General features: G+C 42.6%; 8 protein-coding genes. All 8 read right to left on the bottom strand.

Annotated features, from left to right (window positions below):
* Positions 1-239: 239 nt before the first annotated feature.
* Positions 240-704, bottom strand: coding sequence for a hypothetical protein (locus LU361_RS18690; RefSeq protein WP_233090683.1), 465 nt, complete (start codon positions 702-704; stop codon positions 240-242).
* Between the two features lie 17 nt (positions 705-721).
* Positions 722-2,722: a PKD domain-containing protein gene (locus LU361_RS18685; RefSeq protein ID WP_233090682.1), complete on the bottom strand. Its 2,001-nt coding sequence runs from the start codon at positions 2,720-2,722 to the stop codon at positions 722-724.
* Positions 2,723-3,711: 989 nt separating this feature from the next.
* Positions 3,712-5,754 carry a TonB-dependent receptor gene (locus LU361_RS18680; protein ID WP_233090681.1) on the bottom strand — a complete coding sequence of 681 codons (2,043 nt, stop codon included), beginning with the start codon at positions 5,752-5,754 and terminating at the stop codon, positions 3,712-3,714.
* Positions 5,755-5,914: 160 nt separating this feature from the next.
* A complete protein-coding gene (locus LU361_RS18675; protein ID WP_233090680.1) occupies positions 5,915-7,918 on the bottom strand; it encodes a PKD domain-containing protein in 2,004 nt (667 codons plus the stop codon).
* 317 nt (positions 7,919-8,235) lie between these two features.
* A complete protein-coding gene (locus tag LU361_RS18670; protein WP_233090679.1) occupies positions 8,236-9,270 on the bottom strand; it encodes a hypothetical protein in 1,035 nt (344 codons plus the stop codon).
* An 873-nt stretch (positions 9,271-10,143) separates the two neighbouring features.
* On the bottom strand, positions 10,144-11,601 hold the full coding sequence (locus LU361_RS18665; RefSeq protein WP_233090678.1) for a DUF3360 family protein: 1,458 nt from the start codon (positions 11,599-11,601) through the stop codon (positions 10,144-10,146).
* Between the two features lie 702 nt (positions 11,602-12,303).
* A complete protein-coding gene (locus LU361_RS18660; protein ID WP_233090677.1) occupies positions 12,304-14,793 on the bottom strand; it encodes a cadherin repeat domain-containing protein in 2,490 nt (829 codons plus the stop codon).
* A 239-nt stretch (positions 14,794-15,032) separates the two neighbouring features.
* Positions 15,033-17,525 carry a cadherin repeat domain-containing protein gene (locus LU361_RS18655; protein ID WP_233090676.1) on the bottom strand — a complete coding sequence of 831 codons (2,493 nt, stop codon included), beginning with the start codon at positions 17,523-17,525 and terminating at the stop codon, positions 15,033-15,035.
* Positions 17,526-18,304 lie beyond the last annotated feature (779 nt).

Genomic DNA, 18,304 nt, shown 5'->3' with positions numbered 1-18,304 from the left:
AACCTCAAGATCACTCAGGTCAAGGAGTTTTTTTCTGATTAAGGCGTGCTTTTGAAGGTCTAACGGGTTAAATCGAAAAAGCACAACGCGGAGCAGGAAAAAACTGGCAGGCCCCGTAGGGCGCGGTCTCAAGCGCACATTTGCGGCGTTGCCGTTTTTATTAAGGACTACGGCCATTAATTGCAAACGGCGCCTTGCAACTGCACGCTTGAGATCACGCTGAGTGATGTTGAGGTTAGTCAGAGGCTCCTATAGAATTCAATAGCATTTAGCCGCCCTTCTCTTTCGTTAAAATCTACCGAATTCCAATAACTTTCCCAATCCGCCCAACTTGATTCCGGGTTTTTATTATTTTCTAAAAATCGTTTAATAGCGGGAATATCATCTTTACAAATCAATTGATGATTCAATATTTCTAGTTGAGAAAGCGCTTCCATAACAACGGATTCGGGTTTGTTTTTACCGAAGTCTTTCCAACCGTATTTTTCCAATAAGTTCTCGGCGATACACAGCATGGTATTTTCATCTATCTTGCCTTCCGCCCAATTTTCTAAACCGAGCAACAATTCCTCTTTCAATTTTAATATTTTTTTATCCATAAAATAATATTTTATTCCGATACTTTTTTGCTGAGATATTTTGGATGCTGAATTATTTTTGAGTATAAACAATAAAGGGGCAACATGTGCCCCTTTACCATTCAAATCATAAAGACTTGATATTAACGAAGTACGGTAACAACAACGGTATCGGTTGAGGTTGCGCCGTCGTCATCTGTAACGGTTAAAGTAACGGTGACTGGGGTGTCGCGTCGGACGTTACGAGTGGTGAAGCTCGGCGTTGGCGATGTTGGGTTGCTGATGTTTACGGTACGGCTGCTGCTTACCCAAGAGTAAGAAACAATGGTGCCGTCTGAATCAACTGAGCCTGTGCCGTCTAAAGTACCGCTTGAGCGACGTGGAACCGTCAAATCTGCGCCAGCATCCGCTACAGGAGCAACGTTTGCAGGTGGTGGCGGTGGTGGCTCTTCACCAGTACACGACGCAAAGCGGAAGCTACAAACACGCGTGCTCCACTGGAAGGTACCGGTAAGCTCAACGTATTCTTGGAAGGTCCAGAAAGTACATTGATCGACTGGGTCAACCGCAGTTGTTGAGTAATCACCCCAACGGCTTACACCGGTTTGCACACCAGTTCCGTCTACACACACGCCTTCGGTTTGAAGTGTACCTGCTGGATCGGTGGTTTCACGGCCGGTGAAACGTACCGATGGGAACAAAGATTCGCTCGCAGCGGTGTAACCAATACCGATGTTACCGACTTGGTCGAAGGTCGCCGCCCCCATCCAACGATGGATGCCGTCGTTTTGACCGAGAGTACCCGTGTCATCAAGAGTGATGGCATCTGGGTTATCAAGATCAAAGGTTGCCCAACGCATACCTGCGGTGGTGTTACCCGCTTCAACTGTGTGCGCCATTACACCTTTCATACCCTGTCCTGGGAAGAAACGCGTAGAGAAGCGGTACATGGTGAAGTTATCCAAATCATCCAACGCATCACCCGGTGCCGGTTGTGGTACCTGACCCGAAGACGCCCAGTTTGGAACACCATCCGTTAACAACGGCTTAGCATCGAAGGTTGAGTTCGCAGGATTGTTCCAATCGGTACAGAATTCCCAGAACAGGTAACCGTCGTTGTTGTTGTTATTCAGCGCAGCACCGTAAAGACCACAGCTACCTGCAGGAGCGGTTGGACCGCCGTCGATGTGCGCAGGCTGAATACCGTCTGGCACGGCATTGGTATTGATACGAACAACCACGAATTGCGCGTTTGGATCACCGGCAAGCATAGCGTCACGATCGAATGCTACTGCATCGATACCAGCGAAGGTTTGACCATTGGCGAACTGACGGAAAGTTGCGTGGTAAGCACTTTGACCAGCGCCATCAGACCACAAGCCAATTTTTGGATAATCGTTGAAGTCGCCAGGAACGATTTCATAGGCGTAACGAGTATAAGGACCAGCAGGATCGTTGGTGTCAGAAATCGCGAAACACTGAAGGAACGGCGCTTCAGATACCGCGAACTGGCTCACTACCCAGCGATCAGCCAGGTGATCGTAGATGGTGATTGGGTCACCGCTGTTGTCGGTTTCACAGCGACCGCCGAATCCAGACCAGAAGCTATTACCTGGGAAAGGACCGCCAACGAGATTACCTTGCTTGTCGTAGTAGCTCCACACCAAGTTGGCGTATGCCACAACGAATTCACGACCGACATCACCGGAGATATCTGGCGGAGCGATACGACCACCAACAACAGCGGCGTTGTCGTCACTGCTTGGGCCTGCAACGCTGACACCGCCAATCGGGGTAAACAACGTTGGCTCGCTCAACATTGGATCAACAAAATCCGACGCTAACGGTGCTTGTGGCGCTAAAGGCACACCGGTGGTGAATTTGTTAGGAATTTCACGGCTAGCCGCAGGTGTCGCATTGGCTGCACGCTTTGGCATTTTCGCGATTAACGCGTCCATTCTCTCGCCAGTGCGATCGAATTGAACGGGTTTGCGAACCATCATCTGGAAAGCACCAGCTTGCTGCCACTCGGTGTCGCCAGCAGCCGTTGACTCTTGAGCGACGGCTTGCCCTACGGCCGAAGCCAGTAGAGCAACGCCTGCGCCAAAGGCCGCAAACTTGCTTCGATAGTTAGATTTTTGCATTAAATAGCTCCACTAAAAATCAAGTAATGGGTAAAACCGCAAACTGAAAGCCTGCCACCGATTTGTTTGCACACGACATTACCGAAAATATCAATTGACCAGATCAATACCTTGTTAATGGCTCACGGATTACAGGCACTCGGATTTGCAGCTGAATATAAATAGTGAGGTACTGCTTATTTCACTGACGTAGGTTTTATTTAAGGCCAATAAAACCCGCACCGGATTTTTAAAAAACCGGCTGCTTGATCCATCAAGCAAAACACTTGATGAAAAAAGTTTTACGGATGAATCACCCAGAAAGAAAATTCACTGATTAATAAATGGCAGCCGTTTACTCAGCGTTACTAATAACAATTTATCAGATATTTTCATCTTAAATTAGATGAGCAACGTACATACATGAGCTGATCTAACTTATACCAAACGGTTAATTTTCTAGGCTCCAATAATACGTTTAATAATTTACATTTCGCACTCAACTATAGAGACTAATGAATATTGTTGGAATTAGATAATTTAACAAGTTAGAAATTTATTTCTCCTCACTGTTATATCTGTCAGTTTTTGACTGAAAATGACTGCTTTTTTCGAATAAAATATGACAAATCTTATTTAATTTTTTTCCAGACAGACAACATTGAGAGCTGTTTTTTAATACCGAAACTCTGACCAAACCAACAATTAAAAAAATTAAACTTTACTAAGAATCAATTGCATTTAATCACTCACCAATAACAGTTTAAAAACACAACCTTTCTCTTTAACCATGACAATAACTTAATCTCAGCAAGAGAAATGCACGCTTGCGAAAAACTGTTTTCGAAACCCAATAGAGATTAATTTTAAAAGAAGAAAAATTGGAGAGACTGAAAATGCTAAATTTTAAAATAAGACAAGCTGGAGGGCTGGCACTTAAAAAAGGGAGTGCGAACGAGCTTCAATAAAAACATTAAAACTCGTTCATTTATTATTGATGCAAGTCAAAATTAATATTGAAACCGAGCCCCAACCCGATAACTCATTCCTGCTGCGGGCAAACCTGACTGCGGCAAATAAAATTCATCGGTGATATTTTCTGCTCGCAAATACAGAGACATTTGATTATTTCCGGTTAGGCTTTCTAAATTCCAATCTAACCCTAAGTTAATCAGCGTTGCGTCATCGAGCTCTTGAAAATCACCGCTAGGGTCGGGCGAGAAACTTTTGCCTCGGTGTTGTGCTTCTAAGTAAAGACTTTTATCGGATTGAAATTGATAATCGAGTTGCAAGCGCGCGAAGTTTTCTGGACGCTCGGAAAGCACATCAGGCTCTTCAGAAGAAGACACTTTACGGCGCGCGTCGGTAATGGTTGCCTGGGCGATAAGCGATAAAGAATCAGAAATTCCCCAGTGACTGTTAAACTCAATACCCGTCACTTGGGAGCCTTTTAAATTAATGCGCTGACGCAATCCATCGACTCGACGTTGATCAATGGTGTCATCAAGGTTTTGATCAAACAACGTTACGGAAATATTGTTCTGATAAAAATGCCAGTCGAAACCGACTTCGGTAGAAACAATGGTTTCGGGTTTTAAATCGGGATTAATTAAAAATCGATTTAACGCCGCACCAAATAATTCACGCAACGTTGGCAAGCGAGACTTTTCTCCAACGGCGCCGCGCAGTGTGAATGAATCATTGACTTGCCAAGCGATGCCTGCACGCAAAACCGGTTCGCTGAAATTATCGATCCCTGGCAGTTCTCCGGTATCAATGTAGTGTACGCTGTCGATCCCAGCACCCAATTCCAGCGATACGCCTTCCACAAGTTGGGCTTCAAAATCTAAACCCGTACTGATTAAATCTTGGCTGTACTTAAGAGTCGGCGCGTCAGGATTGAGTGCGAACCCGGCTGGATCAAAATCGGTTTCTTTTTGGTCGTGCTCGCTGTGCAGATAATTTCCAGAAAAGTTAAGGCTGGCCAGATCAAAATCGTAGGTATAAATAAATCGCAAACCTTGCGTTTGATCGTCGTCTTCTTGCACCGCATCGATAATCGAATAACTGGAATCGGTGTAGCTGTTGATGGTTTGTTGATAATCCTGCACCCAAGCGGTTGCGGTAATTTCACTGTTGGCATTAATCACCGCCGAGCCACTGACGATGGCCATAAAGGTGTCAGCTTTGGGGTAACGCCAAAAACGCACATCATCTGCCGGACGATCACTTTCAGGAGCGATGCCGCGCTCTATGTCGGCATAAATAACAGAAGCAGAAATGTCCCAGGTGCTCTGTTCATAACCGTAATGAAAAAATAAATTCTGGCGATCGTAATCGGTGTTGGTTCTTACATCGTTGTCGGTTTGGTGGAATTCTAAATTTGCATCATTAGACAGCGAAACACCATCGCGCTCATAAGAGCCTAAGCCAAGAATAAAATCGTGCTCGTGTCTTTTGATCGATCCGACAACATCAACGCCGCGCTGTTGTTGAGATCCGAATTGCGCGTCGATTTGAAAGTTATCAGAGTTTTGTAATTCGGTTTTCGGTTGCAGTGATACAGCGCTTAATGCATTCACGCCGTATTGAGGAGAGAGCGTTCCGGTTGCGGTTGCAACGCTGCTGATGGCATTGGCTGGTAACAATTCGAGATCGTAGCGATTATCCCAAGGCACATTCACTAAGGCGCCGTTAAAAAATACCGCCAGTTGGCGCTCACCGGCGCCGCGAATATTAACGAGGGTTTCACCACGAGAATTGGTGGTGATATTGGCCGAAGGCAATTTAGCGATTAAATCTTCGCTGGAAATACCACGAATAAGATCGGTCTCTTCGGCACTTAAAAAATACTGGGTTTCGGAGGCGACTTTTTTTGCTTGCGATTGGTTACCTGTGACTAACACAGTTTCTAAAAGGCGCTCTTGACGCGCAGGCTCAGTGTGAGTGCCCTCCGATTCCGATGCAAACACCTGCGTATTGACCGCAGCGATAGCGACGGATAACACCGCCAGTTGAGGTAAAACGTTAAATGCATCGCGTGGATTAGTCATGAATCTACCAACGTTGTTTTTCATACGGTTGAGCGTTTTGTACAAACAGACTTACTTTGACGAACAGGGGGAGAAGTAAATGATCAGTTTTTTGAGTTTTTTCCGGCTTTAGACAATAAAGGGGTGACAAGCACCCCTTTATCGATCAAGTAATGATCGCTTACTTGTTTTCAGGAAGAATCGTCACGATAACGATATCCTGAGAAGTGGCACCCTGATCATCAGTAACGGTTAGAGTTACGGTGACTGGGGTTTCACGTCTTACATTGCGCGCACGAATGCGCGGGCTTGCAGAATCAGGATTACGGATGCGTAATCGGTTGCTGCTTGAAACCCAGTTGTAAGAAACGATAGTACCGTCGGCGTCGCTTGAAGCGCGTCCGTTTAGGTTACCTCTGGTTTGACGTAGGATGAAGAAATCCTGGCCAGCGTTAGCAACAGGCGCTTCGTTCTCTGGTGGTGTTGGATCGTCTCCAGTACAAGAATCGAAGCTGAAGCTACACACGCGGGTGCTCCATTGGAAGGTACCGGTAAGCTCAACGTATTCTTGGAAGGTCCAGAAAGTACATTGGTCCACTGGGTCAACTGCGGTCGTTGAGTAATCACCCCAACGGCTGACGCCAGTTTGGACACCGGTTCCGTCAACACACACACCTTCAGCTTGAAGCGTGCCTGCAGGGTCAGTGGTTTCACGGCCAGTGAAGCGTACCGATGGGAACAAGGATTCGCTTGATGCGGTGTAACCAATACCAATGTTACCCATTTGGTCGAAGGTGGCCGCACCCATCCAGCGATGGATACCGTCGTTTTGACCTAAAGTACCGGTATCATCAACGGAAATCGCATTGGTATCAGCCAAGTCGAAGGTCGCCCAACGCATGCCAGCGGTGGTGTTACCAGTTTCAACCGTGTGCGCCATCACCCCTTTCATGCCTTCGCCAGGGAAGAAACGCGTAGAGAAACGGTACATGGTGAAGAAGTCGAGGTCATCCAACGCATCGCCTGGTGCCGGTTGCGGTACTTGACCCGAAGACGCCCAAGGTGGAACACCCTCAGTCAACAACGGCTTAGCGTCGAAGGTAGAGTTTGTTGGGTTTTCAAAGTCCGCACAGAACTCCCAGAAAAGATAACCGTCGTTATCGCCATTGTTTAGCGCCGCGCCGTAAAGACCACAGCTGCCTTCCGGTGCAGTTTCGCCACCATCGATGTGCGCAGGCTGAATGCCGTCTGGCACTGCGTTAGTGTTGATACGAACAACCAATGCTGTTGGGTTTGGATCGCCGGCAAGCATAGCGTCACGATCAAACGCTACCGCATCGATACCAGCAAAGCTTTGACCATTGGTGAACTGGCGGAAAGTCGCATGATAAGCACTTTGCTCAGCACCGTCAGACCACAAGCCAATTTTCGGGTAATCGTTGAAATCGTTAGGAACGATCTCGTAAGCGTAACGAGTGTACGGACCGGCAGGATCATTGGTGTCAGAAATCGCGAAACACTGTAGGAATGGCGCTTGTGATACCGCAAACTGGCTTACTACCCAGCGATCAGCCAAGTGATCGTAGATGGTGATTGGGTCACCGCTGTTGTCGGTTTCACAACGACCGCCAAAGCCTGCCCAGAAGCTGTTACCTGGGAAAGGACCACCGACGAGATTACCTTGCTTGTCGTAGTAGCTCCACACCAAGTTGGCGTATGCCACGACGAATTCACGACCCACGTCACCGGAAATATCTGGCGGAGCAATACGGCCGCCGATAACAGCGGCGTTATCGTCACTGCTTGGGCCTGCAACGCTGATACCAGCGGTCGGCGTTAACGGTGTTGGCTCGCTCATCATCGGATCAACAAAGTCCGATGCTAAAGGCGGCTGAGGCGCTAGAGGCACACCAGTATTAAATTTGTTGGGAATCACTCGGCTTGCAGCAGGTGTTGCGTTGGCTGCACGCTGTGGCATTTTCGCGATTAACGCGTCCATTCTCTCACCAGTGTGATCAAACTGAACGGGCTTGCGAACCATCATCTCGAAAGCACCCGCTTTTTGCCACACTGGGGCACCAACAGCAGTTGCCTCTTCAGCGACAGCTTGCCCTACGGCCGAAGCCAATAGAGCAACGCCTGCGCCAAAGGCCGCAAACTTGCTCCGATAGTTAGATTTTTGCATTAATTAGCTCCACTAAAATCCTTTAATGAGTAAATCTGCAAAATGTAGGGGTGTAACCGTTTTAGAAATAAGCCAATAACTGCAGTACCAATTGACCAGATCAATACCTTGTTAATGACTTACGGAATACAGGCATACAAATTTGCAGCGAAATATGAATAGCGACGTGCTGTTCACGTTACTGAACTGAGATTTATTCAAGAACTGATAAATCTCCAACCGGAGCTACTGGAACTCCGGTCTTGATCCATTAAGCCGTGACGACTTAATGGAAAAAGATCGGTTGACTGGGACATCCGAAAAGAATTGTTGATAACCTATTGTTTTAGATACGCGGCAATAGCTTGCTTAGAATCACGATGAGCTTCGTCTGACAACTCCATGTTTTCTAAGATTTCTCTCGCTTTATTGGGGTTAATGGCATCCATTGAGCGGATGGCTTGTTTAACGATTGCCGGAGAATTGCTATCGACAAACTTAGCGATGGTTTTAATGCTTTTCTTACTGCTGGATTGGGTTGACGCCTTTAATGCCGTAACCACTATCGTTGCTTCAAAGCTTGCTAAGTTTACGTGTGGATTCGATTGATCCAGTTTCTTCAACGCTAATTTCGATAATTTTTTATCGTTGGTAGATTCAATTTTTAACATCGCATCGAAGAATAAACTGTCTATCTCATTGCCGCGTTCAGATTGCGCCAATGCTTTCAACAATTGTGCTGATTGCTTTTTGCTAAAAACCGAGTACAGATCTTCACGCAATAAAATCTCGGGAATTAACAGACGTTGAGTTCGCGCATCACCAGCTTTTGCTACCTGACTGACAAGCAGGTTAGAGTTCTTTACAAGAAATGCCTCTTTCTTAAAATCGGAATCAAGTTCGTGAACTTTCTTTTGTAACTCGAATAAGGTTTTCAAGTCATCTGAATAATCAAAAGCCGCCAAAGTAGTAACGCCTCTTATATCCAAAATTCTTGGTCCTTTAGGATCATCAATGTATTCGTCGCGCAAAGTAGGGTGTTTTCTCAAGTAAGAAAACGTAACCAATTTGCGTTCACCTTTTGTGAAACCTTTGAAGCTATCGTTTTTGATTCTTAAATTAATAATTTCTGCAGGCGCAGTTTGACCGAGAACAGTTTCGATCACTTTTATTTTCACCCAGCCATCATCAATACCCGCCGACTCTTCGATCTCAACCACGGCCGTGGTATTAACCGCTTTAGCTAAGTGTGTGAGGGTTGGCCCCCAGGGTTTCGCCGCCATAGAAAATTGAGCAATGACCAGCATTACGGTTGCAAGACTAATTTTTAAAAGTGATTTTACTGTGATCAATCGGACAAATAATTTGCTCATTGCTCTATAAATTCTCTGGTTTAGTGATAAGGTTCATGGAATCAGCAATTGAAATTAGTTGTTCCCCAAGAAATTCCAACTGATTTCTTGTACAAGAAGATAAGTGAACAACGTACAGTTAGTAACTAGCCTCAAATTTATACTGAGTGTTTACTTTTGATTTTTCATCGAAGACAAATAGGCAACTGCATTTCGACCTTCAACTATAGTGACCAAAAGATATTGTTGAAAACGAATAATTTAACAACTTAAGAAATTATTTTCCCTCACTGTCATTTCTATCAGTATTAGCTATAAAAAATTATTTCAATTCGTTGAGAAACATTAACTTCCTAACAATTTATTTTTGAAATAGTCAGCTTTATGTTTTCTTGTAACGGATTAACAATACGGTCAACAAACAATTTTTAACGGATACCTATAAAGCACCGATCACCGAGCCACCTATTTTCTTCGCAATAAATACGTTTAGAAAATTACAAAAACAATCAAGAAACCCACGGAGAAATAAATCATTTCTGAAATTAGCGCATCAAAATTTTATAACATTTGTAGTTAATTTTTTTGATCGCACATACAAACAAAATTCAAAATACGTTTTATTTCTATTGCTATAAACAAGTCACATGAATGAAAAGCGGGTAGATTTATTTAATCTAGGAAAAATCAATTTTTATAAATCATAAATCTAAGTGACAAACAATCAGACTTATAGCTACAACGAAAATTCTAATTTTATGAATTAGTTGATCAAACTGACTGAATTTTTAAGGCATGAAAATAGAGAAGAAAGCTGGGCGCTGAGAAAAACTGAATGGCAACGAAGGCTATCGAGCACTTTAACGTGCCCGATAGTTTTGTATCTTTTTATTTTTAGAAGAAGGCTGGGATTCCTGGAATCTGACCAATGCCCGCAAGAATGCCTGTTAGCAACACAAAGACAATGCCTGGAATAATCCAACGGTGCATGTGGCTTAAATCTTTCTTCTCTTCCTTATCGCCAATTAACCCTAAGTTATCAAGCAACATGGTCAGTGACCAACCAAATGCCGGGTTAACCATTGCCGAAGAGAAAATAACAACCGCTGCGGATTGAGAAGTTTTACCTTCACGAGTCATTTGCATGCCAGCTTCAAGTAACGGTACAAACACACCAACAAGCAATGCAACACGCAATACTGGCGGCCAAACAGCAAGGTCCATTGGGTAACCCCACAAAGCTGCAACTACACAAAGTACGCCAGTTAAAATCGCACCCGCTGGAATTGGGCGTTTAGCAATCGCCGCGGGCACCATGTAGGTTCCCCAAGATGAGGTTAAGTTACCACCACCTAACGCGGTACCAACAACCTGACGAGCACCAGCAACCATCATAGTGTCATCAATTTTCATCAAGACTCGATCTGAGCCTTTGGGGTAGTTCAACTCTTGGAAGACTTTATGGCCCAAGAAATCTGGAGACCACATTGCTACCGCTAAAATTGCAAAAGGTGCCACCGCTAAAAAGTGTGAAACGTCAGGAAGACCTAATTTCCAACCGGTGTCTTCGCCCCACCAGTACGCTGGGTTTAAGTTTGGAATACCTGGCTCGGTTACAAACTCAAACGGTGCACCAAGGGCAAAAGCGATAACCGCAGCCAAACAAGAACCCACAGGAATGGCTAACCATCGCAAGCGTACATGCTCAAGGTAGGCGTACATGATGATGGTAGCGAAAATAATAACAAACGCGACATAGCCTGCACCGAAACCATCAGCCCATGCATAAAGCGCTTTAATTTGGCTTGTGATACCAATAAAACCGAGGTAGAGCAGCAATCCTCCGCACACCCCTTTACTGGTGAGTTTAGCGAGTAAACTCCCCCCTTTCGACACCCCTAAAATAAATCCGAGCACACCGACCATAATCCCGAAGGCCATTGGGTGGCCACCGGCGGCAACGATCAATGGAATCAATGGAATCAACGGACCATGAGTGCCAGGTAAGTTGGCGGTTGGATTAAAGAAGCCATTAATCAGCAGTACAAATAAGACTGCTGCAATTAGCATCTCAAAGCGCGCATTTTCAATAACAAAGGAACTATCGAGACCAAGAGGCACTGCAAAAGCACCTGCAACAGCCGCCACCATCACAATTTTACCAATGGTTGCGGCTAATCCTGGCACGAGATCTTCGAATTCAAATCGATAATCTCGGAAAGGTAAATTAGGACGCCAGCGTTTTGGCGACATAATTTTAAGTTCGTTTTCTAGGTATTCTTCTCGTGAATTAAATTCCGATTGTGGTCTGTGAAGATCTTTGTAGCTACTACTGGGATTTCCGCCGTCCATAATTAACTGCCTCCAGAATCAGATTCACTCAAATTGACTTAGCTCAGAACGAGCAACATTCGATCGTTAGAAAATCTGTTCTCTAATTATTTTTGGGTTTAGGGGACAATTCCCGGTACAAAAATGCAGGAAGTGATCAAGAAAGCACTCAAGAAATCAAGCGCTTTGGGAGAGTCACAGAAATTTCAATCCTAATCATTGAAAACAGCATCTGTATCGAGGAAAAATTTTCGAGCTGAGTGAATTGTTAACCATTCATTTCTCGCTCAATTCAGATGAATTCCAATAACTGGTGTTGTTTAACATTATTGAAAAGTTACTGAAAACATCTAGGGCCTAAAAGCTTTTAATTATTAAATCAACTCTCAGCTCATCCTGAGCAGCCCATATCGCGTCACTGTGACACAATATTCATACTGAAGTATTCTCAGCACATGGTCTTTATAATTAATTGTCCTGATCTAATCTACCGCTACTTTAGTCGATACGATTAAATATCATACAAAGCAAATACAAACCTGGTCAGTATTAGTACAACAGCTCTGATTGGATGCTAGACAGACTTGGAATAAGAAGGTAGAAACTGGCTTTTACTGACATCACAGTTAATTAAGTAAATAAGCGAGTATTCTGATTCCAGGCGTGATTGTTTAGGTAGGAACGCCCAGCATAAGGCCGGGCGTTTAATAAACAAAACTGGAATTATTCAGATAAAATCGTCTTTTGGCCACTGGCTAGATGAATAGATATAGTCGCCCCAATAGATAATTCATAAATAAATAAACGCTCGCCATCTGGACTTAACTCAACGGCTCCAGGAGATCTGTATGAGGGACCAGATTCATCTGGTGCAACCAAAACAACTCGATCCCCCGTTGTTAAATCAACAGCATGAATAGTGTTATCAGACACAATCAAGATCCGATTATTATCAAAGTCGGTAGTCATAGATGCTTGATTGGTGAACACTCCTACAGGTCCGTCACCCAACATATCACTCGAGATCAACGTCAGTTCTTCTGTTGTTAAATCAAATCTATAAAGAGCATCTCTTTCCCCATTGGATACCAACAAGACATCACCAGATTGATCGAATGCATATAAAATATCATTACCGAAAAGAGGGTTAGACTCGGTATTCAATGCCTCAAATAAGGGAGTTCTTTCTCCAGTATCAGTGTCAATCGAGAAGTAGCGGATCGTTGTTCGAATATTAATTACAGGCGCAATAACTCGATTCCTATTTACATCGTTTAGGAGCGCAGCTCTATTGCGACGTCCAATTGTGACAGGACTATTACCAACTGTATCTGTCTCACTTAACGAAATTTCAGAAAGAACTGTAATAGTATTTGAAGCCACATCAAATACGGAAAACCGATCTGCGATATCATCTCCAGAAAGGAAGTCAGAGCTAGAACCAAAAAAGCGATTATTATCCTGATCAAATACCACCGTATTTGTCCTATTAGAAAAATCCGTTGTTACTACTGAGCGATTTCCATTTTGGATATCGATTGTAAAAACACCTGTCGAGGTGATCGCAAATAAATTATCGTTTTCATCAGGAAAAAATAAATCAGCCGAAAAAATACTATCACCGGAACCAGACCTAGGTAGAAATGGCGTTATAACACCATCATTTTCTAATAAAGGATCACTAATTTCTTGATCTATTCCTATTTGCGCAAACCTTCCATCACTTGTTGCGGCAACAGAGGTGTTGGTCGAAGCACCATAGGCGAAAGTGCCACGTTGTAAAAAAAGATTATTAACTCCAATTGTTTCTAATCGCTCTATTTCCCCTGTTAACCTATCGATCAAAGCTAGATCAAAAAAGTTATCAAGCACCAATCGATTTCTGGCCTCATCAACAAACAAATTGCCACGACCATTGGATCTAAATCTATTTTCAGAGAACCTCTGTAAGGTATTTGTTTCTATATCGAGGACATTCAAATTCGAAAGAGAACCTGGAGAAGTGAGAAAATACAGGCGATCACTCTCTACATCTAAACCAATATCATCTACATCAGATAAAACTTGGTTGGTATCTGGGTCGAGTACCTCGCTCAGAACATTTAAATTGAAATCAATGGAATACAATTCCTGTCGAGAAAATGCCCCTTTTGTTATGTATCCCAGATTCTCTAATACATCGTATACAAAACTATTTATGCTAAAGTCTGTAGTGTCATCATTTGGAATATCAGTAAATAACGTACGATTACCTGTTAGTAAATCGACCTCAACAAATCTGATAGTATTAGGAAATACCGAATCATCCTGATAAATTAATCTCTGATTGACTGAATCCAATATTAAATTAGATGCATCATTAATCGAAAAGTCAGAGTTTTGCTCCGTCTCAGATATCATCTCGTAAGTTGCTGTCGCGATATCAAATCTCCATAAAGAATTGATAAAACCTACATCAGGGCTAATGTCATCGCTGCTAGCAATAAAATAAATCTGTTGAGAAACTTCGTCATATGCAGTTTCGAGAACAACACCGAACGCCGGAATATTAATAACTGCCTGAGAAGCCTCTGTAATATTTCCATTAGCATCCGTCAAACTAATATCTAATGATCTGAGAGTTTGATCCGCCGGGATTGATGCCGCCCAAGCACCTGGATTTTGAGGATCAAGTTCAACCTCAACACCGTTAACAGTTAAGGATTCAACGGCACCCATTGGGATAATATTATTTTCTGATTCTGAATCAGAAATAAGGCCAGTAACGACAACCTCGTTAACCCCACCATAATTTGCGTTTACACTGGGAAATGTTTGTGTGATACCTAGATTAAATTCATTAGTAACATTTACAGTAAGATCTAACGTTGAAGTGTTGCCCTCTGCATCTGTAGCTTGAAGTGTTAATAAGTATGAATTATTACCATTGCCGTCATTTGGAGCTTCAAAGTTCTGAGGTGTAATAAATGTAAGAACACCTGTAGTTCCATCAACAGAAAATGAATCTGCGTCTTCCCCGCCTACAATACTGAAGGTAACACCACCCTCATCAGAACCAACAGCCGTTGCCACATAGCCCGTTGCTGTCCGATTTTCCAATACCGTGACACTTGCACTCGAGGTAAATTCAGGCACATCACTACCACCTCCGCCGCCTCCACCACAAGCAACTAAAGTTGTTGTTAAGGCCGTTAGGTATATCAACTTCCGCATCTCTATCCCCCACAAATGAAACTAAAGTGTTATAAAAACTTAGAATATTTAGACTGGTATAAAATTACTTATTAACTGTGCAATGCTAATGATTTAAATCCCAGAACGTCCTGATAAAAATTCTAATTTTTAATACAGCAAGACAAAATAGATACAAATGTAGACAGAGAAAATTAAGCTAGATAGAAGAAAGGAACGCCCAGCATAAGGCCGAGCGTTTGAAAGGAGATGGATCGTAATCAATCAGATAAAATTGTCTTTTGACCACTGGCTAAATGAATAGAAAGAATTAGCCCTCTAGTCCTACTACTTACATAAAGACGCTCGCTATCTTCACTTAATTCAATAGCACCTGGATTTAAAAACACTGGTCCAGACTCATCAGATGCAATCAATACACTTCGATTCCCTGTCGTTAGATCAACAGCATGAATAGTATTATCAGATGCAATCAAGACCCGATTATTGTCAAAGTCAGTAGTTATCGCAGATTGATTGGTAAATACGCCAGCAGGCCCATCACCCAATGTATCACTTGAAACCAATGCCAACTCTTGTGTCGTTAAATTAAATCGATAAAGAGAATCTCTCTCACCATTCGATACTAAGATAACATCACTGGATTGATCAAATACTCGTAAAATATTATCGCCAAAAAGTGGACTAGCTTCAGGATCAAAGTCATTGAAGAGCGGGGTTCTTTCACCTGTGTCAGTATCAACCGAGAAATAGCGAATAGTGGTGTCAAACCGAGTTACCGCCGTGATAATTCGATTTCTATCCACATCATGTAAAAGTGATCCTCGATTACTGTTCCCAATAGTAATTGGACTATTACCGGATACATCCTCTGCTTCACTCAAAGGGACTTCGGAAAGAACTGTAGTAGTATCCGAATCTAGCTCATACACAGAGAATCTACCAGCAAAATCACCAAAAGGAAGACCGACAGTAAAGCCAAAAACACGGTTGTCATTCTGATCAAATACAACAGAATCAATAGCAGAAGCATTGGAAATATCAGGAAAATCCGCCGTCACCTCTGAACGATCACCATTTTGCAAATTAACTGCAAAGATTCCCAAAGTGTTTACTCGAAGTAATTCGTTATTTTCGCTTAGAAAAAAAGTACCAGTACTACCAAGGAGTCGACCATCACCAGATCTCGGTAAAAATGGTGTAATAACCCCTTCATTCTCTAAAGATGAGTCAGTAACTTCCTGATCTATTGCTATTTGCGCGAATCTCCCATCACGTGTTGCGGCGACAGATGTATTAGATATAGGTCCATAACCCAAAGTACCAGACTGTATAAAGCCGTTACCAACCCTGCTTGTTAATAACGATTCAACTTCGCCCGTTAATTTATCTATTAATGCATAATCACCGAAAGGATCTAATATCAATCGATTCCTATCTTCATCAATAAATAATCTACCTCTACCTGCACTTCTTGACCTGACAGTGCTTTCTGAAAAAGTTTGTAATGTATTTTCGCTCAAATCTAGAATATTTAAGTTATAAAAGTCTCCGGGAGATGAAAGAAAATAGATGCGATCAACGTTAGAATTCAAGGTAAACTGATCGATATTAGATATTATTTCATTCGTGTCTGGATTGATAACCCCAGCTAACGAATTTAAATTAAAGTCAATTGAATATAGCTCCAACTGACCAGAAATTCCTTTCGTTAAAAATCCTCGATTATTTATTTCATCATAGACAAAGTTATTTACACGAGTGTCCGTGTCATCATCATTTACAACATCAGCAAATAACGTACGATTACCTGTTAACAAATCAACTTCAACAAATCGAATAATATCCGGGAATACTGAGTTATCTCGATATATGAGCCTTTGGTTCATTGAGTCAAATATTAAATTAGCTGCGTTTTCAATGGCAAAATCAGAGCCTTCGTCAAGTTCCGATAAAATTTCGTAAGTAGCTGCCGCTATATCAAATCTCCCCAAGGCAAACACGAAGCCCTGATCGCTATCGACATCATCAACAGTAGCAATAAAATAGATCTGCTGAGAATCTTCGTCGTATACAGTTTGAGTTACTTGACGGAATACCGGAATATTAATAACTGCCTGAGAAGCCTCTGTAATATTTCCATTGGCATCCGTCAAACTAATATCTAATGATCTGAGAGTTTGATCCGCCGGGATTGATGCCGTCCAAGCACCTGGATTTTGAGGATCAAGTTCAATCTCAACACCGTTAACAGTTAAGGATTCAACGGCATCCATTGGGATAATATTATTTTCTGATTCTGAATCAGAAATAAGGCCAGTGACAACAACCTCGTTAACCCCACCATAATTTGCGTTTACACTGGGGAATGTTTGTGTGATACCTAGATTGAATTCATTAATAACATTTACAGTAAGATCTAACGTTGATGTGTTGCCCTCTGCATCCGTAGCTTGAAGTGTTAACAAGTATGTATTATTACCATTGCCGTCATTTGGAGCTTCAAAGTTCTGCGGCGTAATAAACGCAAGCTCACCGGTGGCTCCATCAACAGAAAATGAATTCGCGTCTTCACCACCCACAATACTGAAGGTAACACCACCTTCATCAGAACTGACAGCTGTTGCCACATAGCCCGTTGCTGTTCGATTTTCCAATACCGTGACACTTGCATCCGAGGTAAATTCAGGCGGATTACTACCACCACCTCCGCCGCCTCCTCCACAAGCAACTAAAGTTGTTGTTAAGGCCATTAGGTATATCAACTTCCGCATCTCTATCCCCCACAAATGAAACTAAAGTGTTATAAAAACTTAGAATATTTAGACTGGTATAAAATTACTTATTAACTGTGCAATGCTAATGATTTAAATCCCAGAATATCATTAACAAAATCACAATTAATTTGATAAAGACACTAATTTGAATACAAGCAAGAAACAGATGTCAAAAGTATATGAGAAAAGGGTCTAACTATTTTTTAGTTAAAACTAATTTGCTAATCGACGACCGAATTTAAAATAACTATTTTTTTGCAAACATTACTTATTGCGCCAAAGTAAAAGATGACGAGCAAATTAAATAGAAAAGCTTTGTTTCAATCTTAAAAAACTCATAAATTTAAATGGATACATTTCTTTGATTAACAAAGCATTTAGATCAATCAGTCTGCTTCTTGAACGTCACCTGAAGGTAAAATTCTTTGCCCCATATAGGTGATGATTTAGCAATGTATGTAGTTTTGAGGCAAGAACGCCTAACAATTTCTAGCTTGCGGCAAGCGTTAGAACAAGGCACCCGCTGGCAAGAAGGTTAGCGTGCCGGGATAGAAGTTGGGACAGAAGAACGAGAGGAATCGGAATCAAGCAATGAGTAACCCATCACTGCATAACCCCTGAACCATAAACATGAATCATAAAAAAAGGGCCATCCGCTTAGGATGGCCCTTTTAGATTTAAGAGCTTGACGATGACCTACTCTCACATGGGGAATCCCCACACTACCATCGGCGATGTATCGTTTCACTACTGAG

Origin of the sequence: Sessilibacter corallicola (assembly GCF_021290925.1) — a bacterium.
In the GTDB taxonomy this organism is placed as follows: Bacteria; Pseudomonadota; Gammaproteobacteria; order Pseudomonadales; family Cellvibrionaceae; genus Sessilibacter; species Sessilibacter corallicola.
Note: the sequence above shows the minus strand (reverse complement) of the source record. Positions and strands in the feature narration are given on the sequence as shown.